We start from the raw sequence: 23,918 nt of genomic DNA, 5'->3' as shown, positions 1-23,918 counted from the left end.
AGACAGATCATGGAACAACAACTAGTGCGTCTAAAGGATCGATTAAGTGATCTGAGCCGTCGAAATCGGTCTCTTCGTCTACTGAAGCTACCAAGTAAATGGACTTTTGATATAACACAGTTAGATGAAAAGGAGAAAGAGCAGCAAGAGAACGATCCTACGAAAAAAGAAGAAACTTCCTTCGCTGCTAAACTATTAACTAATATTATTTCAGGTAAGAAAAAGATTCGGCTGACACAGACTTCTTTCTCAGAGAAAAAGTTACAAAAGGTCGGGCAGAGCTTGACCCACTTGTATCGTACGATGAAAGCAATCGAAGACGAAACGGGTTTATATGACCTATACATAGGCTATCCCTTCCTTACTGGTAACCTCCGAGATGGCTCTTATATCCAAGCACCACTTTACTTATATCCAGTTCGCTTAACTCGCAAAGATCGCAGTAACCTGCATTGGGAATTGGAATTGTTTCCTGATGCAGAACCACAACTAAATCGCACTTTATTCTTAGCGCTCAAACGCTTCCATCAAGCTGCTGTTCAAGAGAGTATATTAGAAGACAGTGAACAATGGAAATCGCTGGACAAGTTAAGATTAGCGTCCTGGGCGGAATGGCTAAAACAGCATGAGCTTCCAGTTTCCTTTACTGAAAAGGAGTTAAAACCGCTTACTGAGTACAGCAGAGAAACGACGCCCAAAGAGGCAACCTTGGCACTGGAGCCGTTTGCGATCTTGGGGAGCTTTCCACAAGGCAATTCTTCCTTGATCCGAGATTATGATGAACTGATTGCTTTATCTGCGGGACAAGAATTACCGCTCATCCAAGAATTGATGAATCTGAATGAAGATGAGGACTATGATCCTATGCCAGATTCCCATTCAGAAGAGTCAAGGAAGGGAAGCGCATTAAAGGAAGAAGAGCAGTTCTTTCTGCTATCTACGGACTCTTCGCAAGAAACCCTGCTTCATACAGCACAATCTGCAAAGGGATTGGTAGTTCATGGACCACCTGGAACAGGGAAATCACAGGTAATTGTAAATTTGATTACGGATTCGCTAGCAAAAGGAAAAAAGGTACTAGTAGTCTGTCAAAAGAGGGCTGCTTTGGATGTTGTTTACCAGCGATTAGATAGCCTTGGTTTGGCATCTAACGTGGCGCTGATTCATGATGAAAAACAGGATCGCAGAGGGTTATATCACAAGATATATACGCAAATTCCAGAAATAAGTACCCCTATTCAAGGAAAAGAATCATCATTTCGCAATATGTGTAAACGATTAGAGGATCGAGAGCAGAAGCTAAATGAGATTTATCGCGGACTACACGAACGTCAAGCATTTGGGTATAGTGCGTATGAATTATACGGGCGAGCCAAAAAGCGGGATGAAGTCATTTCGGCTATTTCGGTATCGGATCTAGCGAAAGGCTGCCACCGAGATGATCTCGATGACGTGCTGACGACCATCTCTATGTATGGGTCTTACTATCAGCGTTTTGGAAAGGAAGACTATCCGCTAAGGAGAAGAAAGTCGTTTGCCAAACTTGAAATACAAGATCAAACGATGTTGATTGAGCAGTTAGAGCTTGCTTTAGAAAAGGCAGATGTAGCGATCCAACAATTGGATCAGCTAGGACATGACAAGATGAATCCAGCATATCTGTGGCTGGTCAGTGATCGTTTAGCAAAAATATATGATGATCTAGATCACAAAGAGAAGAAGACTCTACAAAAGTTGCGTTTATGGTGGTGGACTTCCTTTACAGGGAAAGGGATTATGGAGGAGCTGCTACATGGACAGAAGTTTAAAGGAGTAACTTCCACTGAATGGCCCAAAATTCAAGAAAGTTTACGGTTAATGTATGAGATTTCGCAAATTACGCTCAAGTTAGATCGACATCTTCATTTCCTAGGAAATATTTTAGAAGGAGCGTTTTTTAATCAACTGCGAAAAGATTTATCTGATGGAAAGATTCCCAAGCGCACTCTTTTACAGATTCGCGAAGCCATTTCTCATGATTTTGACGAGTTAAAAGCGATGGATCGTTGTTACGACGAGGCATCATCGATGGTACAAAAACTGATTCCACGATTAATAGAGAAAGAATGGAACAAAGAAAATCCTCTACCGGAACAATGGGTGGATACGGTTCGGCAATCCTTTTTTTATCACTGGATTGATTCCATTGAACGGATACATCCACATCTCGCAAAAGTATCGACAGATGAGTACGAGCAGATCAGAGAAGATTTTGCCAAGCTCATTGGGGAAAAGCGAAAGCTGGCTCGACAAGTGTTGCAAGAGAGGATCACTAACAATATCAACGATTCTCTATCCAAACATGGGCGAGCTTTTAAAGAGCTGAAGCATCAAACCGGCAAACAACGCCAGATATGGCCTGTACGGAAATTGGTGAATCGATTTGCAGAAAAAGGATTGTTGGATACGTTACCTGTATGGCTTGCTTCTCCTGAAACAGTGTCTGCTATGTTCCCGTTAACCGCGGGCTTGTTTGATCTAGTGGTATTCGATGAGGCTTCGCAGTGTACAGTAGAAAGTGGCTTGCCATCGATTTATCGTGGGAAGCAAGTAGTCGTGGCAGGAGATGAAAAGCAATTACAGCCATTTGAACAGTTTCGTGTCTCTTTCTATGATGAGGAAGATGAGGAGACGGACTTCGAAATGGAAGAGTCACGCAGTTTACTGAACCTAACGAAGCGCATCTATCCAGAGCACATGCTTCAATACCATTATCGCTCCAAGTTCGAAGAGCTGATTCATTTTTCCAACCATGCCTTTTACAACGGGCATATGCAGGTAGCACCAAATGTGTCATCCGATCATTCCCTCCCTGCGATTCGCTGGAGGAAGGTGGATGGACGTTGGATCAATCAGTGTAATGAACAAGAAGCGGTTGCGGTGGTAGATTTGCTACAAGAGCATTTGGAAAAAGAGCCAAATCAAACCATGGGAATCATCACCTTCAATGCGAGACAGCAAGATAAGATATGGCAGATTATGGATCAACGTATCAAAGATGATCCCCACTTCGCAGCTCTGTATGAGGAGACGATGAAAAGAGAACTCGATGAGCGTATCTTTGTGAAAAACATTGAAAATGTGCAAGGGGACGAACGGGATGTCATTATTTTCTCTATCGGCTATGCGCCTAATGAACAAGGGAGAATTTATAATCGCTTTGGTCTTCTCAACCAACAAGGTGGGGAAAATCGCCTTAATGTAGCGATCTCTCGGGCGAAACAGAGAATCTATGTAGTAGCTAGTATTGATCCCCTTGAGTTAAACGTTGCAGGAAGTAAACATGAAGGACCAAAATTATTCCGTCATTACTTGGCATATGCCAAAGCCGTATCGGAAGGGAATAAGGAACAAGTCCTAAGTGTATTGCATCGGATTAATCCTCCAACTGATACGAAAACCCAGTTTCATGATGATCGATTTGATTCTCCATTTGAGGTAGAGGTATGTGAGGAGCTACGAAATATTGGATATGAAGTTCGTACACAGATCGGCGTCTCAGGTTATCGGATTGATTTAGGGATTGTTCATCCCCAAGATGCAAGTCGCTATATATTGGGAATCGAGTGTGATGGTGCTGCGTATCATAGCTCCCCACATGCCAAAGAACGAGACTTATATCGACAGGAGTTCTTGGAGTCAAGAGGATGGGAGATTCAAAGAATATGGAGTCGAAACTGGTGGAGAAACCCCAGTATGGAAATAGAAAAGATAGATCGCAAGGTGAAGGATCTATTATTGATAGAAGAACATAAAGCGAAGGTAACTTCATCCTAAACAAAGACCATCCCTAAATTTCAGGGATGGTCTTTGTTTATCTATTGATCTATTTTATAAAGCCGAATCAAACTTGTGGCACTGCTAGGCCAAGTCCTTCTGCAACGCGTGTACCATATTCTGGGTCTGCTTTGTAGAAGTGTTTGATTTGGCGAATTTTTATTTCGTCGCTTTCGACTGGTTTCATCGCACCGACGATATTTGCCACTAGGCGAGCACGTTCTTCTTCGCTCATCAGACGGTATAGATCACCTGCTTGGGTATAGTGGTCATGATGATCATAGCCTACGCTATCTGCGAATCCGGATACTTCAAAGCTAGAGGTTTTATCTTGGGCTGATTCCGTTGCTCCGCCAAAGCTATTTGGTTCGTAGTAGACGGAGGAGCCACCATTGGAATCTGGACGCATAAATCCATCACGCTGATTGTTATTCACTTCTGATTTTGGACGGTTGATTGGCAATGCATTATGGTTAGCACCCACACGATAACGATGAGCATCGGAGTATGCGAACAGACGTCCTTGGAGCATTTTGTCTGGAGAAGCTTCGATACCTGGTACAAAGTTTCCAGGAGAGAAGGTTGCTTGTTCTACTTCTGCAAAGTAGTTTTCTGGGTTTTTGTTTAATACCATGCGACCTACTTCGATCAGTGGATAGTCTTTTTGTGACCATACTTTGGTTACATCGAATGGATCGAAGCGGTAGGTATTCGCATCTTCTAGTGGCATGATTTGCACATAGAGTTTCCATGCAGGATAGTCGCCATTTTCGATAGCATTGAACAAATCTTCTGTATGGTAATCAGGGTTTTCTCCTGCTAGTTTTGCTGCGAGTTCCACATCTAGGTTTTTGACGCCTTGTTCTGTTTTGAAGTGATATTTGACCCAAACACCTTGACCTTCTGCGTTGACCCATTTAAAGGTATGGCTTCCGAAACCATGCATATGGCGCAAGGTTGCTGGGATACCACGGTCCGACATAAGGATCGTTACTTGGTGCAAGGATTCAGGAGATAGAGACCAGAAATCCCACACTGCATTAGGGTTTTTCAAGTGAGTTTGTGGATGACGTTTTTGTGTATGGATAAAGTCAGGGAATTTGATCGCATCCCGAATGAAGAAGACAGGGGTGTTGTTCCCAACTAAGTCGTAGTTTCCTTCTTCGGTATAAAATTTCACGGCGAAGCCACGAGGATCACGAACGGTATCTGCGGAGCCGAGTTCACCAGCTACGGTAGAGAAACGGATAAACATAGGAGTGCGTTTTCCTACCTCAGATAAAAAGTTCGCTTTTGTATATTTGGATACATCATTGGTTACTTCAAAATAGCCATGTGCTCCAGCACCTTTTGCATGAACAACACGCTCAGGAACACGTTCTCTGTTGAAATGTGCCAGTTTCTCTAAAAGGTGAACATCTTGGATTAAAGTTGGTCCGCGGGAACCGGCTGTCATGGAGTTTTGATTATCCCCAACTGGAGCGCCCCAGCTAGTTGTAAGCTTCTTGCCGTTACTCATATGGAAGATCACCTCATAAGAATTATTGTTATAACAAAATGATAACATCTCTCAATATAAAATCAATACTTTTTTATAATTAATATAAATAAAGAAGGATTATAAAAAGATACTTAGAATTCTAGATGATAAGTTAGCCTATGATAGATGTGATATTGTTTAGCACAAAATTGATCGCACTATAAAAAAAGGTGACTCCTGGTCTGCTCAGAAGTCACCTTATCTAGATAGCTTGTTTTTGTGAGGGAGGTTCCGTTTGCGCAAGTCGATGAGGACGATACACAAAGGTCAAAGCAACAAACAAGAGGAGATAGAAGGCAATCGTATAGAAAAGAACCTCTCCACCAAAATGTTGGATCAGTGTTCCACCAGTATAAGGACCTAGCATACTTCCCAAGCTGAAATGAACAGAAGCGATCATATTTCCAGTTGCTAGTAGTTGAACTGGCAATAGGTCAGTTAGATAGGCTAAGCCAAGTGAGAATAAGGAGCCTACTAGCCCACCGATCATGAGAAAGGCGAAAAATAACAGCCATTCATTCGAGCCAAGGAACGGGATGGCGATCATACCAATCGCTCCGATCGTACAAACAGTTTGGAGCAATCTTTTTCTGCCCCATTTGTCGCCCAGCATACCGAGGGGGACTTGGAATAACAAACTTCCCCAAACAAATGCACTGATCAATATCGAAATCCATTCTTCAGCAATACCGTTTCGGAGTCCGTATACTGGAAAGGAACCAGCTATTGCGGCTTCCAAGAAACCATACAATAAAGGTGGACATAAGGCGACCAGTCCAACCCGATAAATGGATAGAAATTGACCTTCTCTGTTTTTCTTGGTAGGTGTTTCGGTGTGAGCAACTCCGCTTTCCAAACGCAGCGTAAAGAAAATTGTGATCAATAGTAGTATTTCTAAAATGATAAATGGGACTGTAAACCCATAATTGGATAAAATCATTCCCAACGGACCAATCCCAAAGCCTAATCCATAACAAAAACCATATTGGGAAATCCGCTTACCTCGTACATCGGCAGGAGCAGTTGTAGTAATCCAAAGTTGTGTTGCGTAATGGAGTAAACTATCCCCGATTCCGACAGCAAATCGTAGAAGACTCCAAGCCCAAATGTTTACATAAAGAGGGAATAGGAAAATAGCCCCACTGACGATTCCTAGACCGATTAAAATACTTGTGCGGTATCCGAGCTTTTTCACGACCCATGGACAAAAAAAAGACATCAAAAAGATCCCCACATAGAGGGAGGCTGCACTTAGCCCATTCATACTTGAAGATGTACCTTGTTGTTCTAAAACAGTAGTAAGTAGTGGGATTAACAACCCTTGTGACAAGCCCGTTATGACGACGATGAGAAGCAATATTTTAAACCTTTGATCAGACCATTGATTTAGCAAGGATTGTCTCCCTTTCTCTATGAATTCTTAGGAAATTATAGGGCTTCTTTGTATTTTTCGCAATCCGAAATATTTCATTTTGTAACTACTTCTCATAAAAAAACGAAGAAAGAGATCGACCATCTCTTTCTCCGTGTATGTTTTATTTATATCGAGCATGTTGCATAATGAACCCAAAGCCAGAGTCGCGCCTATGCTTAACTTGGATTAATACAACAAGCTATATAACATTTGTTATTCTTCATTTTTGGAAACGCGTACTGGAGACAACTCATTGTTTAGGCTCTCTACATATCGTTTATAGTGACGATATGCCTCCTCATTTTGCCCCGATTCGATTAACCTTACTGTAGGACTAACCAATTCTTGATAGATTTTTTGGTAGATGTCAGCCTGATTAGAACGTTGTTTGATTCGATCTACCATGGTAGGAGAGATCTGGTAGTATGACTCTACTTCTTTTTGCCCCTCTGATGTACTTAGTAAATAATTATCACGGTAGCGACGAAGAGTTTCTAATTCATAGCAGTTGTCTGGCAGCCCTTGGTACTCTACACAAGCAGTAGTGAGATAGCAGCCACCACCCGATTTACTTTCCCGATTATATTTTCGCTCTACTCGCTTGCCTTTATCATCAAAGCGGTCCCATTCTTCGCTATTTCTGCCACCACGTTGTTTGCTTTTTCCGATTAAGTTACCATCACGATCGTAATGCTCAATCGTACTTCCACGTTCAATATCGTAGCCACCTGGATCATCTCGCCAGGCTTTCTCTCTTTTCGATCTTTTTGCCATCGAAATAGACCCTCCATTTATGAGTTGTTGTAATATTATAACAAATGAATAGAGATCTTGTATTGAATGATGGAATAATAGAGGATTTTAATAGAGGAGGAGAATAACATGGAAGATGATCGCACACTCTCGTTGGAACAACTGGAAAATGAGGTTTGGGAACCATCTGATTTCCGATCTTCGTTGATCGAAAAATGTGAGAAACTAAGAAAAAAACCTATCGAACAATTCGACATCGAGGATTTGAGAGTGATGATATCACAACAGATCGGACTTCCGTTTTTAATCCCAATTGCGCTAGAAAAGTTAAAGATGAGTCCATTACTCGAAGGGAATTTTTATAAAGGTGATTTATTGATAGCAGTGCTTCAAGTGAAAGATCATTTTTGGGAACAGTTTCCTAGCTACAAAGATGAGCTAGACTACCTCCTATTAGATATCGAACATTTTATCGAGATATTTCAATCTGCTAGAGGCTAGAGAAAAGGGAATCATGTTAGAAAAATTAGATCAGATAGACTGGAGCAGTTTGGTTCATTCATATGGATATGCAACAGATGTCCCTGATCTCCTACAAGGTATAACTTCATTAGATCCAAATGTACGTAAAAACGTTTGGAGAATGTTATACAGTAGTATCTTGTACGAAGAGGCTGTTTATGAAGCGGCAGCTCGTGCGGTTCCCTTTTTGATCGAGCTATAATGGTTACCATCATGAAGGATAGTATTTAGTCATATTGCAAACTAGAGGAAAAGAAAAAGTATTGCTTAGTGATAGATAAGTTAACTAGGAGGGTGATTATGAAGATTGAGAAGGTAGAAGTAGGTGGGGGAAATATTGCTGTCGTGAGAAGTGGTGAGATATTTATACGAGATGTTCAGTCAGCATTGGATTTGATGGCAACTGTACAATATGAAACAGACTGTAATCGTATGGTTATAAATAAATCGTTACTAAGCGAAAGCTTTTTCGATTTGAAAACACGCCTTGCAGGTGAAATCCTTCAGAAGTTCATCAATTATCGGGTGAAGGTTGCCATTATTGGAGATTTTTCTTCGTATTCAAGTCAAAGCTTACAAGATTTCATCTATGAATGTAACAGTGGGAACGATATCTTTTTCTTACCAACAGAACAACAAGCGTTTGAAAAGTTAAGCATATTGAAGTAGAAGAGAAACGGAGTTAGATATGTATTAAAAGTGAAGTGGCACTTCCGCAAAACTATGCTTTTTGGCTGACGAACTCGGATAACCGAGTAGTGGGGCATGAGAAGATGTTCCATCGCAATGTCACGGTACTCGAAGGAAAACATGATAAGTATATGGGCAAAAAGCTCGGTGCCACTACTTATCAAATGTGGGTGGATACTGCAACAGGTGTCTTGCTGAAATGAGAAGGAAAAGATTCAAGTGGGAAGACAGTCTATTTTATCAATGTTACGAACATCGAGTTCAACAAAGGAGTTAACAAAAGTAAGTTTTCCACAATGGAATCTCAAGGTTGGCAAAACGTTACCGTCAACGGTTAAAATAGATAAATGTTTCTGCAATCTCTCGGTTAGGAGGGATTGCTTTTTTTATTGGGTACTTTTTGACAAAATATCTGACTAATCATATAATAGAACTGTACAGTACAGTTTGATTCAGGAGTTGAATGTTATTTTGACAGATCTTACCCCTAGAGCACGTGCCAAACGAGACCATATTCGGAATACGGCAAAACAACTATTTTTACAAAATGGATTCTCGGCAACGAGCATGGACGCCATCACGACAGAAGCCAAAGTTTCCAAACAAACATTGTATAGTTATTACGCTAGTAAGGAGGATCTGTTGGTCGATGTTTTGAAACAACTCATTCTCCATTTTTCTCATGGGGAGTTATTAGAGGTAGAAGATATATCCTTGCGTAGTCTAGATGAGTTAGAGCAGATTCTCCAAAATATAGCACATAAACTAGTCCATAATCTCATGCAGCCAGAATATTTAGCCTTGGTACGAGTCATTATCTCAGAAATTACTCGATTGCCTAAGTTAGGTGCGCTTATACGATCTACCATACCAGAACGAATTTTAGGAAGTATTGCTACTTTGTTAGAGCGAGCACAAGCACAGAGGGTAGTCAATGTGGAAGATACCGAGATAGCAGCCCGTATGTTTGTTGGTCCATTGCTTACTTTTGTTCTCATGGATGGACTTCTGATGGCGGATCATACACCAACTCCGCCAAATGAGGAACAGATTCATCAGATCGTACGTCGATATATGAAAACCCTTCGGTAATACCATGAAGTATCAAAAGTATTCATCTTTGACAAAAAAAGGATGATCTGGATGACAGCCTATGTATTGAGCTTTGACGAAATAGATAAAGCAAGCTTACCTTATGTTGGAGGCAAGGGTGCTAACTTAGGGGAAATGACCAAGGCGGGTTTTCCTGTACCAACAGGTTTTTGTGTGACAACTGCTGGTTATCGCTCGTTTATCCAAAAAAGTGGGGAAATAGATCGGTTATTCGGTCTTTTAGAACAGTTGGAACCTGATCAATTAGATGCAATTCGAAACATAGGAAAACAGATTCGAGATCATATGGAGTCCTTGCCGATGTCTGACAACATCCGATCCGCCATCATCGATGCATGGAAGAAGGCAGGCGAAAAAGCGGCTTATGCCGTACGTTCAAGTGCGACTGCGGAAGATTTGCCAACGGCCTCTTTTGCAGGGCAACAAGATACGTACTTAAATGTCATAGGCGAAGAGCAACTCCTTGATGCCGTTCAAAAGTGCTGGGCCTCCTTATTTACGGATCGGGCTATTTCCTATCGAATGAAAAATGGATTTAATCATCGTTCTGTCTTTCTATCGGTAGTAGTTCAAAAAATGGTGTTTCCTGAGATATCAGGAATTCTATTTACGGCAGATCCTATTTCGGGACATCGGAAAACGATCTCTATCGATGCTAGTTACGGACTTGGAGAAGCACTGGTTTCGGGTATTGTGTCCGCTGACCTGTATCAAGTTCGCTCAGGGAATATCATAAAGAAGCAGATTGCCGAAAAGAAAGTAGCTATTTATGCACTGTCAGAGGGTGGGACCATTACCCAAGAGGTACCAGAAGACAAACAGAAAGAACAGGCACTCTCCGATGAAAAAATAATAGAGCTTGCAAAATTAGGAGACCAGATTGAACAGCATTATGGATCAGAGCAAGATATAGAGTGGGGGTTGGCAGATGGAGAATTATTTATTTTGCAAAGTCGACCCATTACTTCTTTATATCCACTTCCTACTATGATAGATGACTCTAAACTACAAGTTTTCTTGTCCTTTGGGCATCAGCAAATGATGACCGAAGCGATGAAGCCATTGGCTCTTTCTTTTTGGCGTACCATTGCACCGTTTGGGAAAAGACATATCACTGCGGAAAGTGATGTCATGGTGGATGCTGGTGGACATTTGTTTGTGAATCCAACTTCACTACTCTATTGGAAACCAGCCAGAAAAATAGTGCCCAAAGTAGTAAGCAATGTTGATGAGTTAATTAGTAATGCTTTGATGCAATTCACGGAGCGCGAACGGTTTCAAAAAGAAGCAGTACTAGACAAGCAAGTGATCAAGAAAGCTCGACAATTGGTATTGCCTATTATCCGAAACACCATGCAAAGCATTCTTTATCGAGATACTTCACGATCTGTTGCCCATTGTGATGAGTATATGGAGACGATGGTTCAAAAAAGCAGAGAAGAAATCACGCCACTTTCAGGTGCTAAGAGAATCAAGTGGATTCAAGCAAGAGCAGGGAAGCTTCTTTTGACCCTTGTCCAAAATCTGTTAACATACCCGCTTTCCGGTGTGATCACATCCAAACTGATTTCCTATTTATCGAAGCGCTGGCTAGGGGATGACAAAGAAGTCCATCTACTCAATAAATCACTGCCTGGAAATGTTACGAGTGAAATGGGGTTAGCTCTAGGAGATCTAGCAGATCAAGCTAGAAAATATCCAAAAGTGATCGAGTATCTCCAGAACGCAAAAGAGGCTACCTTCTACCAAGAATTGAGTCAGGTAGAGGGTGGGGAAGAATTCCACAAAGAGTTTGAGCGTTTTATTAGTCAATATGGGATGCGTTGTCCTGGAGAGATTGATATCACCAAACCACGCTGGCATGAAATTCCTACGATGTTGGTACCATCGCTTCTTAGCCATATTCAAAATCTAAAACCTGGGGAACATCGTGAGAAGTTTGAGCAAGGAAGAATAGAGGCTGAGCAAGCAGCACAGTCGTTACTACAACGATTACAGCAAACTCGTGGTGGGATGTGGAAACAAAAATGGATGTCACGATTGATTACCGTTTACCGTAATCGCATGGGTACTCGGGAACATCCGAAATTTATCTTGGTGAGGCATCTGGATCTCTTTAAACGAGCTATTTTGGAAGAAGCCGATCAACTGGTGAAGCAAAGGATTTTCCAACACAGAGACGATATTTTCTATCTTAAATTAAATGAAATCATCGAGATACTAGAAAACCGCTATACTGCAAATATCCAAGAGTTGATCGATCTAAGGAAAAAGGAATTTGAGCGGTATCAGAAGCTTACTCCTCCACGAGTCATGACGAGTGAAGGGGAAGTGATTACAGGAAGAAGACGAGATGTTCAAGCCCCCGCTGGTGCATTAATTGGTACACCTGTATCCTCTGGAGTGGTCGAAGGTTATGCAAAAGTAGTGCTCAGTCCCGAAACAGCTGACCTTCAACCAGGAGAGATCCTAATCGCTCCGTTTACTGATCCTGGTTGGACGACGTTATTTCACTCATCAAAAGCACTTGTCATGGAAGTAGGTGGATTGATGACTCATGGTGCAGTAGTAGCGCGGGAGTATGGAATTCCAGCTGTTGCAGGTGTAGATGATGTTACCAAAAAAATAAAAAACGGCCAGTATATAAGAGTAGATGGTAATGAAGGATATGTTCAAATACTAGATCAACCAAAATCAGAATGAAAGTCTAATATAGATTCATAATCGAAAAGAAGATAAATGATAAATGCCTCTGGAATCTTGATCTTAATAGATTCCATGGGCATTTATTTTATTTTTCATGGTTTATGTTTCTATCTCCTTCGCTAACTCCAATAGTTTACTTACTCCGGATTGAATTTTTGATTCACTCACAAAGGAATAGCTTAAACGAATCCATGATCGGTTTTCTTTTAATGGATCACATATCTCACCAGGAACAAACGAAATGGAGTTTTTCAACGCCAGCGAAAGAAGCTTGTCTACGGGTAAGCGGTCGGGTAACTGAATCCAAAGGTTCAAGCCGCCGTCCGGACTCTGCCATCTCCAATTGGAATGGGCTAATTCTGCTTCCATCAGTTCTTTTCGAACAGCGAGGGCGATGCGAAGCTTCTCGATATGTAACTGCATTCGTTCAGAGAAGAAGTAGGGGAGAAACATTTTTTGATTTACAAGTGGTACACCATTGTCAGCTAGTGATTTGGCTATTTTTAAATGTTTCATTAAAGGATATCGACATGCAGCAACAGCGATTCGAAGACCAGGACAGATATATTTGCTATAGCTTCTTAAATAGATGACGTAGCCTTCTGTATCGTAGGCAAAAACAGGAGCAGGGGGCTTTTGCTCAAAATACATGTCATATTGTGTATCATCCTCAAGAATGAGACATGGATATTTTTCTGCTAGTTCAACTAACTGTTTTCTTTGCTTGGATGGAACAGTATACCCTGTTGGATTTTGAAAGGTAGGATTGAGATAGAAGATTTTTGGTCGATGTTGCTTCATTTTTTCTTCGATCTCTTCCATATCATAGCCGGTTGGAGAGATATCAACTGTCTCGACTTGTGCTCCTTCACGTAAAAAGACATCAATCGCCATACTATAGCTTGGACGTTCTAGAAGTACCATGTCTCCACGTTTTAAAAAAGTTTGAGCAACCAGCGAAATCATGGACTGTGATCCAGAGCAGATCAGTAGCTCATCAGAATGAACATGAATATCGCTTTGCTCAGCGAAAAATGCTGCTAGCTGTTCTCTTAGTTCGAGATCTCCTTCCAGAGAGGAGTAGGTCCCGATCATCTCTGGTTCTTTTAGTAGGACATCTTTTAAAAACTCCGCAAAAAAATGATTGGGCAAGAGGTTCGGATTGATAAGTGCTTTGGAAAACTGATAATCCACTTCTATTTGATGAATTTCCGAGAGATGATTTTTATAAAGAAAGGAGGACACGATCGGATTATCACTAGGATCAATAGTTTGTAATCCCTCTGGTCGAACAAAGTATCCAGACCGATCCTTCACATATATTTTTTTCTGATCTTTTAAAAGTTGATAAGCCTTTAATACAGTTAAACGGTGAACCTTCATTTTTTCCGCCATACTTCGTACGGAAGGAAGCTTGTCATGTGCCTTCCACTCCCCAGATTCGATCCGATGAATCGCATAGTCATAGATTTTTTGAAAAAGGTGAGTACCATTGTACTTCAAAAAATTTCTCCCCCTTTAACCCAGATAACCGAGTAAAGTATATCTTGAAGTTGCACCATTAGCCTTTTTATAGGTACATCTACGATAAAGTATCATGAAGTAAAGTCTGATTCTGTTCTATATATTATCATCTGTTCTATTCCGGGTTGATTACAATCAGGAAAAAGGAGGCGAACAGCATGGTCTTAATAAATTATGTGATGATGTGTTTCATATTTGGTACGACATTTTTAGCTATCAAAATTGGGATTGATGCGGGAATTCCTCCATTCTTCTCGGCAGGGATTCGTTTTTTTCTAGCCGGTTTGTTTCTCCTGTTATGGATGCACTTTAGAGGAAAAACCTCCTTTTCCTTATTGTTTCGAAAGGAAACGCTGTTTACGGCATTGGGTTTAACCTTTGGGACTTTTTCAACCCTCTATTGGGCGGAACAACATGTTTCATCTGGGATCGCAGCTGTGTTGTCTGCTACAGGACCTATGATGATTTTGCTGATCCAAACAATCATATGGAAACAAAAGAATAGTAGATTTGCGATCCTCGGATGTATGCTCGGATTTATAGGAGTTAGTATCCTAACCCTTCCCAGTTTAAAAGGACAGATGGAATGGGTCTGGCTGGTTGGTTGTCTGGCAATTATTATTGGAGAAATCGGTTATGCATTTGGAACCGTTTATTCGAAGAATATGATGGATCGCTTTCAAGGTGTTTCTCCTGTTGCCTTAAATGGAGCACAGATGACACTGGGAGGATTGCTACTTTTTCTCTTATCTATATTTACGGAACCTCTCCACATAGAGTCTTTTTATTCGTTGGAAGCGGCGGGTTCCGTGCTATATCTCATTATTTTTGGTTCTATGATTGGCCATAGCATTTATTATTATTTAGTTGTGAAAACAGGACCGATCTTTCCATCTACTTGGCTCTATATTTCTCCCTTTATCGCACTTACTCTAGGTATTTATTGGTATCAAGAACCTTTCACTTTTGAGCTCTTAATTGGAGGAGTACTGATTATCATAGGAGTTTTGTTTATCAATTGGGATAAGTTGAATTTTAAATGGAGGAAAACAGCTGATTGGAAGACGAACAAGCTAGAAAAAAGCCATACTTCTCATTAGGATGGTTTCGTTCTGTAGGGTATCTCGTGAAAACTTAGAAATAAAAAAGCTCATCTCCTTGTGTAGAAAAGGAAATGAGCTTGCTTTTAGTTCATGTTATATAACTGGCATTATATTTGTTTTTTAATTTAATGGACACCGGAAAGATTGAATCTCTCCGGTGTCCGTGTTAGAACTTATGTCCTAAGACAAAGTTCCAACGTGGTAACGATTAGTTACCACACTTGCAGGCCACCCTGTTGCAAACGGGGCACCAGGGGCCACGGGGCTCCTCGGGAGTGGTCATGAGAACAACCAGCATGTGCGTCTCCTTCGATCCTAGTGGATGCAAGTAGTTGCTTCGGAAGCAACTTTCTTAATATTAACATTATATTATTATCGAAACAAGCATTTTGGGTAAATTTCTAAGTTTTTTATTTCTTAAATAACAGTCATAATATATTGATAATATAATTTCATAAGAAAGGATGATTCTTCCTATATCGTGATAAGTAAATAGTTTCTTTTGCTAAACAGTCATTTTGAGAACAATTACAGCATTCTATAATGAAATGGAGTTTTTTTATGCAATTAAAAGGGGTCCTATTTGATCTAGATGGTGTCATAATCGATAGCGTTCCGCTTTACTATCAGGCGAATCAGATGATAGCACAGCAGATTGGAGTTTTGTTTTCTAACTCTTTAAATGACAGTTTACGAGGAGTAAGTAGAACAGATGTAATAGAGAAGCTAATCTCTCTATCTCCTGATCCAGATAAATTTACAGATGATGATAAGGAGCAGTTAGGAAAGAAGAAGAATGCTTATTATCAACAATCGATAACGAAGATAGATAAAACATTATTACTACCTGGTATCGAAAATCTTTTGAAGGAGCTACAACTTGCAGGGATCAAGATTGCGCTTGCGTCTTCTAGTACGAATGCTCAGCGTGTCATCACACAACTGGGAATAGACTCTTATTTTGATTACATCGTGGATACAAAGAAGATTGCCAAAGGGAAGCCTAACCCAGCTATTTTTCTCGATGCTTTATCGGGGATTGGACAAGCAGCAGAAAATTGTATAGGGATTGAGGATGGAGTTGCGGGTATCCAAGCGCTAAATGAGATGGGCGTGTATACCGTAGGGGTAGGAAAATTACTTGCAGAGCAGATGAAAAGACATAACCTTGCAATCAATTGGTTAGTGGAAAGTACAGAAGAGATTCAAATGGATTGTTTGCTGGAAAAGTTGGCCTCTTATTCTACTGACAGAACAGGTATGCTGCGATGAAAAAGAGACTGATCTTGGCTGTAGATGGTGGGGGGACGAACACACGTCTTTGTCTAGTAACATCAGATGGGATGATGGTACATCATATTTCGATTGTGGGTGGAACTCACCCGGGTAAGAATTCTGATCCAAAAGGAAACATAGAAAGAGGACTAGACTTAGTACTACAAGGAACTTCCTATCAAATGGAGGAGATTGACCAAGTAGTAGCGGGTATAGCAGGTTATAACAGCGAGGAAGATCGAGAATGGGTAGATGATTTATTTGATTTCCCATCTCTTTCCTGCTCTAAAATCTTGGTGAATGACGCCATTATTGCATATGAATCTGTATTTATGGGACAAGCAGGTTTACTGACCATCTCAGGGACAGGCTCCAATATGATAATCCAACATGAGCAGGGAGAGTATCTGTTTGCCAAAGATTTAGGTTTTTACGCCAAATGCGCTTCTCGCCATCTAACAGAAAATATGCTCGAAGTTTTCTTTTCTAATCGGAGGATCACCCCTGTCGATCAGGAATTATTCAACATACTAGATAAGAAAGCAAGAGCTGTTGAAATGTCGCTGTTACAACTAACAAAACAACCTGAATCTAGAGTTCGGAATAAATTATTCAGTGAACTTGCACCATTTGTTACAGAGTACGCAAGAAAAGAAAGTCCGATTGCAAACCAAGCTTGTATGATGGTTGCTCAAGCAATTGCAGAGGGGATTCAGCTGTTTTCACCTTATTTTCAGCAGCCTTTTCCGATCTCTATCGTGGGGAGTGTTGGACAAGATGCGCTAATCCAAACGTATTTGATCCTTCAACTTCAGAGAGAGGGAATTACACATCCAATCATTCCCGCATGCCAACCACCAGTAGTGGGAGCTGCAATGATCGGGTTACGTCATCTACAATGTTGGAATGAGGAAATTCGTGATCGACTACGTTCCTCTTTTTCTGTATAACAAAAAGCTGATTGGTTGCAAATGTTACAGTTTACAATGCTATCATAAGAGTGATTATTGGAATAAGCATTTTCGGGAATTTTTTAAGTCTTCTATTCAGGAATAACAATCATGCGATATTTATGTGGATCTTATTTTGTGAAGGTATGATTGAACTGTCACAAAAAGTAGAGATATCCAGTAGTTCTTTGTTTCGTTTGTAATATAATAAACTCTTCGTTTCTTTGTGCCCCTCACATACAAAAAAAGTTGTTAGCATCTGCCAACAACTTTTTTGTATGTGAGGGGTTTTTCTATCTTAATGGCTAATCATTTGATCAAATAAATCAGCTGCTTGCTCTTCCGTAATTCCTTTCACTAATACCATCTCACTAATAAAGATCTGGCTTGCAAGAGTCCAAAGCCCCTTTTCTCCAGTACTAAGAGTTTTATTTTGGTTTCTCACATTTATATCACGAATCACATCGATGCCATCATAAATATTACCGGTTTTGATTTTATCCATATATACTCGCTGTCTCTGATACCAAGGAAGAGATGGATGGAATTCTTCTTCTGGGACATTGTTTAAAATATCATCCATGATCTTTGGATCAACTGCGGGACGGATCCCTATTTCTGATACTTTTTTTACAGGAATCATCACCTGCATATTGTTCACTGTTAAATGCAGGACATAATAATACTGTGTTACTCCAAGAATTTCCTTTTCTTCTACAGCTTCTATGATTCCTGCGCCATGCATTGGATAGACGACTATATCACCAGTTTGAAACAATATATCACCCCCAAAAAAGCATGTTCATTAAGTATAACATATAGGGGGTTTATTATCAAAAAAACTATAATTTTATCATTGGGAAAAAGGAGGTGTCAATATGGATTTATATTATTTTTTATCGCTAAATTGCAATTTAGCAAATCATTAGTTAGGAAGCTACCATGACACAGGAAGGGCGCGAATAGGAAAAAAGACAATTAGTTAGAGTGATACATTCGATGTGTTTGAAGTGGAGGAGTAGATGAACGATTACGTCTCTCTGAACTATTCGTTCTCTATCTTTTGTTATTCGATATTAATTTAACTTTTCAACCAATAGCTTGTTGCATAAATCAAAGTTAGACATGGCGCACCGTCGGTTTTCCTACTTCTGCTTGTCCTGCCTGTCCTGAGGGATCTGCTCGGCTCCCTACCATTCATAGTCACATCTCCAAAGGGGAACCTCTGGCTTTAGGCTCATTATGCAACATGCTCTATCCTAGAAAAAAGAAGGTGTGCTCTTATATAAAGATGGCAGCTAAGTAGGTACGCAGAATTTTTAGATATTGTGTCTCACTTTAGCTATTATAGCTGAGAGTACTTTTGTTACTAGCATAGAGAAAGAGGGAGATGAGTCTTCATCGGATAAGGGATGTTTCTACCTTCTTGAAATCCAACATATCAGGGTACTTTTTCCCTTCATGCCGTTTTAAGCTGGATCTCCATATTTCTGTTTGTAATGAGTTAATGTGAGCAAAGGCCAAATATAAGGATAACTATGATAGTAGACATAAAATAATCCTGCTAACCCTCCTCCTACTGGGTACGTTGTGGAGAGGGAGGTTTTAGGTTTTTTTAATAACGAAAATAAACATCTCATACCTGCTTCGATCGCAGGTGTTGGTTTTGATGAGCAGGCAATTAACGCATCCAGTGCCCAGGCTGTTTGAACGATAGTAGATTCATCCAATGGGGTATATTTTTTTCTTACATCACTATAACAAGACTCACCCCAACCGCCATCTGGGTTTTGGATTGAATGGAGCCACTTTATTCCCTTTTGTATGGATGGATGTTGGATAGACTCACCGACTGCTCTCAATCCGGTTAAAGCTGCCCACGTACCATAGATATAGGTAATTCCCCATCTTCCAAACCACGAACCGTCTTGGAGCTGATTTTGAATTAGCCAATTGCATGCTTTTCTTATTTGGGGATGATTGGTACGTAAGCCTAGATGGTTCCCTAAAAACTCTAAAGTTCGTCCCGTTAAATCTGCACTAGAAGGATCTCCGAGAAAATCTCCTCCATCAGGGGTGATGATATTTTGCCAATGTTTATATGTATTTTTTTCAAAGGCAGGCCAACCACCATCACGATTTTGCATAGAAAGAACCCAATTTACACCTCTAGACCATTCTTTTTTATATTTCCCTCTCCTTACCGATGGTGCGAGTGCCCGTAAACACGCAGTTGTATCATCGAGATCAGGATTGATCGTATTGATATCAGAAAATCCCCATCCTCCTGGAGTAGTACCAGGATTTCGAATGGACCAATCCCCCAATTTCCTCTGTTGACGATCCAATAAGTAATAAATTCCGCTTTTTATTTTCGGATTCTTGGAAGTGATTCCTGCTTGTTGTAAAGCGTGGAGTAGTAACGAAGTATCCCAAACAGTAGAGGTGGTTTCTTGAATATGTTTTCCACCAGTGATCGTGGGAAACTGAAATGAAAGAATCCCACGATATGCCTTTTGGATGATTGGATGGTTTGCTGGATATTGTAAGGCTAGCAATGCAAATATCATCAGGAATGTAGTAGTCATATAACTATATAACGTTCCATCCTGTTCGATTCTATTTAAGAGAAATTGTTCACCAAAACGCAATGAGCGTCTGCGTATGTTATCTCGTATTCCTACTGTTTCCAATGAGTATTGAATGGACTTTTCATGAAATGGGGAATGGTACGAATTCTTTTTAGGGAGGAGCGATTTTTTAGGTAGCCAATTATCCACCATGTTCTTATTTGGAAGACGTACAGTGAAGTTTTGATGGGAAGCAATCATAATCGGGACAATATGGACACGAGCAAAGCCGACGAAATCATAAAGACTAGCTGGGCTCCCATTTGGAAGTAGTAAAAAGCTAATCGGGATGCGTGTAATCATTGGCCAATCTATGTGTCCAAGGAGAGCTAAGATAACTTTCGTTAAACTTCCAGCTTGATCTATTCCACCTTCATTTTGGATAAACTCTTTTGCCAACTGTAATGATGGATCCCTTGAATTTAGAGCGCCAGTATATAGCAATGCAATCGTACTTTCCAACGTTGCAGATACATTTCCGCTTTTTTCATCTGGAAAAGCTCGCCAAAGTCCATCGGATGATTGCTTCTGTATCATGCGGTATATGATTTCTTCTTGCAATTTGGAATGCTCCTTTTTTAATAACTTCATAAGTAGGAGTGAGTAAGAATCTGTCATCGTACCGCTTTCAAAGCAAAAGCGCCAACTGCCGTCTATCGCTTGTTGGGAAAGTAGTTCATTAGATAAAGTTTGTATATGATCTTCCAACTTCTCTAAAGTATCTTTGGACATGGCTACCCCCTTATTTTGTTTGTGATGAGATATCTTACTCATGTTGACTTGTACATATCCCAATGCTGTGGGCCTCATCTGGGCAAATCATTTACTCCCACGGCTACTTTTATTCCTGATTCAATTGCACAAAAGACCCCCTATCTTTTTTCGAAGGGGATCAATTATAAAAGCTAATTTGTAAGATTTACTTAACCAAACATGACTCCCTGGGTGTTAGGAGTGTGGGAGACTTGTTGCTGTTGATAATGATGGGTTTGCATCATGTACTTCTCTACTTTTTTGATCCGGGTGGTATCTGATCAAGAGCCACTTCTTATCCGCTAAACATCTGCTTCTCTAATTTTTGTACTGTGCTGTGAAAAAAAGTTCGTTGTAGAATAATCCTTTACGAAATTTATTTAGTACGCGACACTCAAATCCATTGTTTTCAAATAAACCTAGATACTCTTGTTCGGAACGAATATATTTTCCATCATCCATCCATTTCATAAAAAAATTACTAGTGCTTTTGTTCTCAAAGAAGCAAGGTTCAATCACAACAATAGAGCCTGTAGATTTTAAAGCTCGTTTGAACTCAACCATATATTTTTCTAACTCGGATGCGGAGATGTGATGTAGAACTGCAACAATTAAGATGGTGTCAATAGATTGATCCTCTACTGGTAATCGTGAATCTTTTAGAGTTTGGAATGGATAATCTGGATATTTTAAATTGGCATAATCAATACGTTTGCTGTCGGGATCTACTCCTATATAGCTTTTCGGGGAACAAATAGAACAGTTAGCCCCTGTTCCAGAACCGAAATCTAGAACCATCCGATCATGAAAAGTAAATTCCTGTTGTAGTTGATCGTGGATATATTTCTTTGTAAACCATGGAAGTCGTACAAATCGGTGATAGATCCATGGGGAGCAAAAATTGTCGATTTTGTATTCACCTGCTTTCTTTGAAAACCAATATCCTACTAAGTAACTTCTCCACATTTATTATTTTTAATCGAAGTCCGTATTAGGAGTTTTTTTTATTTGTTGGAACTGTTGTTGCTGCTTTTTGCGAAACACTAGCAAGAAAAAGAGAGAGCCGGCAAGGGCACAAACCATATCCCAATGCGAATCCCATATATCTCCTTGGGTACCGAGAAACTCTTCTAGATTGCTACTAAATATGCGACCAATTAGAAATTCGAATATTTCAAACCCAGCACTAAAGGCGAGAGAACATGCTACTACAAAGATCGGAATGTATTTCTTTTGAATAATATGGTTCCTCGTTGTTATTTCAAGGAGAAATGCGGTGATCACGGTGCCTTGAAAGAAGTGACCTACTCGATCAAAGTGATTTCGAGATAAATCGAAAACCTTCTTTAGTTGATCAAATAGAGGCATTCCACCATATGTATAATGTCCTCCAATAAACATTATGATCGCTGCCAAAAATACAAAACAATATGTGATGGGGGATAGAGGGAATTTTCGATAGGTTGCAATCAAGTAAATGATTAATACCACACCTGGAATTACCTCAAAAAACCAAATACCTCCTTTGGCAGGATTGATTCCCGACCAAATAAGGACACCGAGCAAAATGATAAGCATAATGACATAAATACCTGACCTATTTTTCAACTCTACTACCTCGAACTTTCCATTAGCATATTTATCAATTCTTGATCCTTAGTATTGCGTAATTGAATAAACAAAATTTATGGTAAGTGGATTTTTTATACAACACATCGTGATAATTCCAAACGGAATCGATATGGATGTTGGAATAGGGGTTGGTTTTTAAAAAAGAAGATAAAAAAACTGTATATTAGAAAAATGGAGATCCAAGGGGTTGCTGAAAGGTCGGTTTCTAGACTATATAAATGAATGATAGATTGGTTCATACGGACTAAATAGTAGGAAACTTGTGATTTTGTAACTTCTAAAAATAATAAATAACAATAAAAAAATAAAACAAAAAAATAGTTTGATTAATAATAAAAAATAATAGTATTATAAATTTATGAACTTTATATGTCATAAAAGGGGTTGAAATAGTGAACAGTAAAAAATGGTCTGTTTTTCTCGCTCTGCTTCTCTCTTTTGCTATGGTATTAGTAGGATGCTCTGGAAGTACAAACGCCGGAGGAGATCCACAGCAATTGACGCTTGCAACAGGAGGAACCTCTGGAACTTATTATGCACTCGGTAGTGGAATTTCTAAAATTTTGACAGATAAAGCGAAGTTAAATACAAATAACCAATCTACTGGAGCTTCGGTAGAAAATATGCGACTTCTTAGTAATGGAGAAGTGCAAATAGCATTCACCCAAAGTGATATTTTGAACTATGCAACGAATGGCACTGAAATGTTTAAAACTCAGGGTGCGATCAAAAATCTGAAAGCGCTTGCCAATCTGTACCCAGAAACGGTTCAAATCGTGGTACCTGCTAATAGCAGTGTGAAAACGGTTCAAGACTTAAAAGGTAAGCGAGTCTCTGTCGGAGCTGGCGGAAGTGGTACAGAGTTAAATGCGAAACAAATTTTAGAAGTACATGGAATCAAATTTGAAGATCTTCAAGTTCAACGTCTCTCCTTTGGAGACTCAGTGGCTGCAATTAAAGATGGCAAGCTAGATGCAGCTTTCGTAACTGCGGGAACACCTACGGCAGCGGTAACCGAATTGGGAGCTACTAATGGAGTCCGCATTCTCAACGTAGAAGATGAATTCTTCCAAAAATTGTCTCAAAAATACCCATTCTATACACAAGTGACGATTCCAGGTAATACGTACAAAGGTCAAGATACTGATGTCAAAACAGTAGCTATCCAAGCGATGCTCGTTGTATCGGATGAGATGAGTGAAGAGATGGTTTACAACATTACCAAGTCCTTATTTGATAACTTAGAGACGTTAGGAACGATTCATGCCAAAGGAAAAGAAGTAAAACTAGAGAATGCATTAAAAGGATTTTCTGAAGAAGTTCATCCAGGAGCGATGAAATACTTCAATGAAAAAGGTGTAACAAAATAAATTGCTTTTTAAACATATTTGGGAGCGGGAGCCGGGGTCAATCCCCGGCATCCTCTCCTTATTCCATCAAAAAGAAATGGCGTGGATCAAAACGAGTCTATGTTTTTCTCTTTGTCATAATCCTCCT

19 protein-coding genes are annotated in these 23,918 nt (G+C 40.0%); 11 read left to right on the top strand and 8 right to left on the bottom strand.

The window, feature by feature from the left end:
• Nucleotides 1–9: 9 nt before the first annotated feature.
• Nucleotides 10–3,816 (top strand): AAA domain-containing protein, encoded by a 3,807-nt coding sequence (locus tag VJ09_RS06030; RefSeq protein ID WP_044640682.1) that lies wholly within the window; start codon nucleotides 10–12, stop codon nucleotides 3,814–3,816.
• Nucleotides 3,817–3,883: 67 nt separating this feature from the next.
• On the opposite strand, the gene katA is transcribed toward VJ09_RS06030, so the two are convergent.
• From katA to VJ09_RS17505, 3 genes are all read right to left on the bottom strand, one after another.
• Nucleotides 3,884–5,335 (bottom strand): catalase KatA, encoded by a 1,452-nt coding sequence (gene katA / locus VJ09_RS06025; protein WP_044640681.1) that lies wholly within the window; start codon nucleotides 5,333–5,335, stop codon nucleotides 3,884–3,886.
• 223 nt (nucleotides 5,336–5,558) lie between these two features.
• Nucleotides 5,559–6,749 (bottom strand): MFS transporter, encoded by a 1,191-nt coding sequence (locus VJ09_RS06020; RefSeq protein ID WP_044640680.1) that lies wholly within the window; start codon nucleotides 6,747–6,749, stop codon nucleotides 5,559–5,561.
• A gap of 234 nt (nucleotides 6,750–6,983) precedes the next feature.
• Nucleotides 6,984–7,544: a CFI-box-CTERM domain-containing protein gene (locus VJ09_RS17505; protein ID WP_052807247.1), complete on the bottom strand. Its 561-nt coding sequence runs from the start codon at nucleotides 7,542–7,544 to the stop codon at nucleotides 6,984–6,986.
• Nucleotides 7,545–7,652: 108 nt separating this feature from the next.
• On the opposite strand from VJ09_RS17505, the gene VJ09_RS06010 reads away from it, so the two are divergent.
• The 6 genes from VJ09_RS06010 to ppsA all read left to right on the top strand — a co-directional run bounded on the left by VJ09_RS06010 (nucleotide 7,653) and on the right by ppsA (nucleotide 12,551).
• Nucleotides 7,653–8,024: a contact-dependent growth inhibition system immunity protein gene (locus VJ09_RS06010; protein ID WP_044640679.1), complete on the top strand. Its 372-nt coding sequence runs from the start codon at nucleotides 7,653–7,655 to the stop codon at nucleotides 8,022–8,024.
• A 13-nt stretch (nucleotides 8,025–8,037) separates the two neighbouring features.
• Nucleotides 8,038–8,247, top strand: coding sequence for a hypothetical protein (locus VJ09_RS06005; protein ID WP_044640678.1), 210 nt, complete (start codon nucleotides 8,038–8,040; stop codon nucleotides 8,245–8,247).
• A gap of 98 nt (nucleotides 8,248–8,345) precedes the next feature.
• On the top strand, nucleotides 8,346–8,714 hold the full coding sequence (locus VJ09_RS06000; protein WP_044640677.1) for a DUF4180 domain-containing protein: 369 nt from the start codon (nucleotides 8,346–8,348) through the stop codon (nucleotides 8,712–8,714).
• 35 nt (nucleotides 8,715–8,749) lie between these two features.
• A complete protein-coding gene (locus VJ09_RS18805; RefSeq protein ID WP_044640676.1) occupies nucleotides 8,750–8,938 on the top strand; it encodes a hypothetical protein in 189 nt (62 codons plus the stop codon).
• A gap of 268 nt (nucleotides 8,939–9,206) precedes the next feature.
• The gene (locus tag VJ09_RS05990; protein ID WP_052807246.1) at nucleotides 9,207–9,827 is read left to right on the top strand and encodes a TetR/AcrR family transcriptional regulator; all 621 of its coding nucleotides are present in this window, start codon (nucleotides 9,207–9,209) and stop codon (nucleotides 9,825–9,827) included.
• 51 nt (nucleotides 9,828–9,878) lie between these two features.
• Nucleotides 9,879–12,551 carry a phosphoenolpyruvate synthase gene (ppsA, locus tag VJ09_RS05985; protein WP_044640675.1) on the top strand — a complete coding sequence of 891 codons (2,673 nt, stop codon included), beginning with the start codon at nucleotides 9,879–9,881 and terminating at the stop codon, nucleotides 12,549–12,551.
• Between the two features lie 102 nt (nucleotides 12,552–12,653).
• Here the strand turns inward: ppsA and VJ09_RS05980 are convergent, their stop codons facing one another.
• Nucleotides 12,654–14,057: an aminotransferase-like domain-containing protein gene (locus VJ09_RS05980; protein ID WP_044640674.1), complete on the bottom strand. Its 1,404-nt coding sequence runs from the start codon at nucleotides 14,055–14,057 to the stop codon at nucleotides 12,654–12,656.
• A gap of 179 nt (nucleotides 14,058–14,236) precedes the next feature.
• On the opposite strand from VJ09_RS05980, the gene VJ09_RS05975 reads away from it, so the two are divergent.
• The 3 genes from VJ09_RS05975 (at nucleotide 14,237) to VJ09_RS05965 (ending at nucleotide 17,406) form a co-directional block, all read left to right on the top strand.
• Nucleotides 14,237–15,178 (top strand): DMT family transporter, encoded by a 942-nt coding sequence (locus VJ09_RS05975; protein WP_044640673.1) that lies wholly within the window; start codon nucleotides 14,237–14,239, stop codon nucleotides 15,176–15,178.
• Nucleotides 15,179–15,742: 564 nt separating this feature from the next.
• Nucleotides 15,743–16,453 (top strand): beta-phosphoglucomutase, encoded by a 711-nt coding sequence (pgmB, locus tag VJ09_RS05970; RefSeq protein WP_052807245.1) that lies wholly within the window; start codon nucleotides 15,743–15,745, stop codon nucleotides 16,451–16,453.
• Nucleotides 16,450–17,406, top strand: coding sequence for a BadF/BadG/BcrA/BcrD ATPase family protein (locus tag VJ09_RS05965; protein WP_044640671.1), 957 nt, complete (start codon nucleotides 16,450–16,452; stop codon nucleotides 17,404–17,406). Before pgmB ends, VJ09_RS05965 begins: the two co-directional genes overlap by 4 nt.
• 298 nt (nucleotides 17,407–17,704) lie before the next feature.
• On the opposite strand, the gene VJ09_RS05960 is transcribed toward VJ09_RS05965, so the two are convergent.
• From VJ09_RS05960 to VJ09_RS05945, 4 genes are all read right to left on the bottom strand, one after another.
• Complete coding sequence (locus VJ09_RS05960) at nucleotides 17,705–18,184, bottom strand: CarD family transcriptional regulator (protein WP_044640670.1); 480 nt, start codon at nucleotides 18,182–18,184, stop codon at nucleotides 17,705–17,707.
• A 691-nt stretch (nucleotides 18,185–18,875) separates the two neighbouring features.
• Nucleotides 18,876–20,768: a terpene cyclase/mutase family protein gene (locus VJ09_RS05955; protein ID WP_044640669.1), complete on the bottom strand. Its 1,893-nt coding sequence runs from the start codon at nucleotides 20,766–20,768 to the stop codon at nucleotides 18,876–18,878.
• 339 nt (nucleotides 20,769–21,107) lie between these two features.
• Nucleotides 21,108–21,755 carry a class I SAM-dependent methyltransferase gene (locus VJ09_RS05950; protein ID WP_052807244.1) on the bottom strand — a complete coding sequence of 216 codons (648 nt, stop codon included), beginning with the start codon at nucleotides 21,753–21,755 and terminating at the stop codon, nucleotides 21,108–21,110.
• Between the two features lie 9 nt (nucleotides 21,756–21,764).
• Nucleotides 21,765–22,397 (bottom strand): DUF2238 domain-containing protein, encoded by a 633-nt coding sequence (locus VJ09_RS05945; RefSeq protein WP_147635439.1) that lies wholly within the window; start codon nucleotides 22,395–22,397, stop codon nucleotides 21,765–21,767.
• A gap of 416 nt (nucleotides 22,398–22,813) precedes the next feature.
• Between VJ09_RS05945 and VJ09_RS05940 the strand changes: the two genes are divergently transcribed.
• Entirely contained in the window at nucleotides 22,814–23,791 is a 978-nt protein-coding gene (locus VJ09_RS05940) for a TAXI family TRAP transporter solute-binding subunit (RefSeq protein ID WP_082050427.1), read from the top strand.
• The last annotated feature ends 127 nt before the right edge of the window (nucleotides 23,792–23,918 follow it).

Origin of the sequence: Risungbinella massiliensis, from assembly GCF_000942395.1 — a bacterium.
GTDB lineage: Bacteria > Bacillota > Bacilli > Thermoactinomycetales > Thermoactinomycetaceae > Risungbinella > Risungbinella massiliensis.
This window is presented reverse-complemented; position numbering and strand designations above follow the sequence as displayed.

Coding starts and splice junctions, on each gene's coding strand:
- VJ09_RS17505 (WP_052807247.1), bottom strand. CDS start 7,544: ATGGCAAAAAGATCGAAAAGAGAGAAAGCCTGGCGAGATGATCCAGGT.
- VJ09_RS06005 (WP_044640678.1), top strand. CDS start 8,038: ATGTTAGAAAAATTAGATCAGATAGACTGGAGCAGTTTGGTTCATTCA.
- VJ09_RS05975 (WP_044640673.1), top strand. CDS start 14,237: ATGGTCTTAATAAATTATGTGATGATGTGTTTCATATTTGGTACGACA.
- VJ09_RS06000 (WP_044640677.1), top strand. CDS start 8,346: ATGAAGATTGAGAAGGTAGAAGTAGGTGGGGGAAATATTGCTGTCGTG.
- VJ09_RS05955 (WP_044640669.1), bottom strand. CDS start 20,768: ATGTCCAAAGATACTTTAGAGAAGTTGGAAGATCATATACAAACTTTA.
- VJ09_RS06010 (WP_044640679.1), top strand. CDS start 7,653: ATGGAAGATGATCGCACACTCTCGTTGGAACAACTGGAAAATGAGGTT.
- VJ09_RS05965 (WP_044640671.1), top strand. CDS start 16,450: ATGAAAAAGAGACTGATCTTGGCTGTAGATGGTGGGGGGACGAACACA.
- VJ09_RS06030 (WP_044640682.1), top strand. CDS start 10: ATGGAACAACAACTAGTGCGTCTAAAGGATCGATTAAGTGATCTGAGC.
- VJ09_RS05950 (WP_052807244.1), bottom strand. CDS start 21,755: ATGTGGAGAAGTTACTTAGTAGGATATTGGTTTTCAAAGAAAGCAGGT.
- pgmB (WP_052807245.1), top strand. CDS start 15,743: ATGCAATTAAAAGGGGTCCTATTTGATCTAGATGGTGTCATAATCGAT.
- ppsA (WP_044640675.1), top strand. CDS start 9,879: ATGACAGCCTATGTATTGAGCTTTGACGAAATAGATAAAGCAAGCTTA.
- katA (WP_044640681.1), bottom strand. CDS start 5,335: ATGAGTAACGGCAAGAAGCTTACAACTAGCTGGGGCGCTCCAGTTGGG.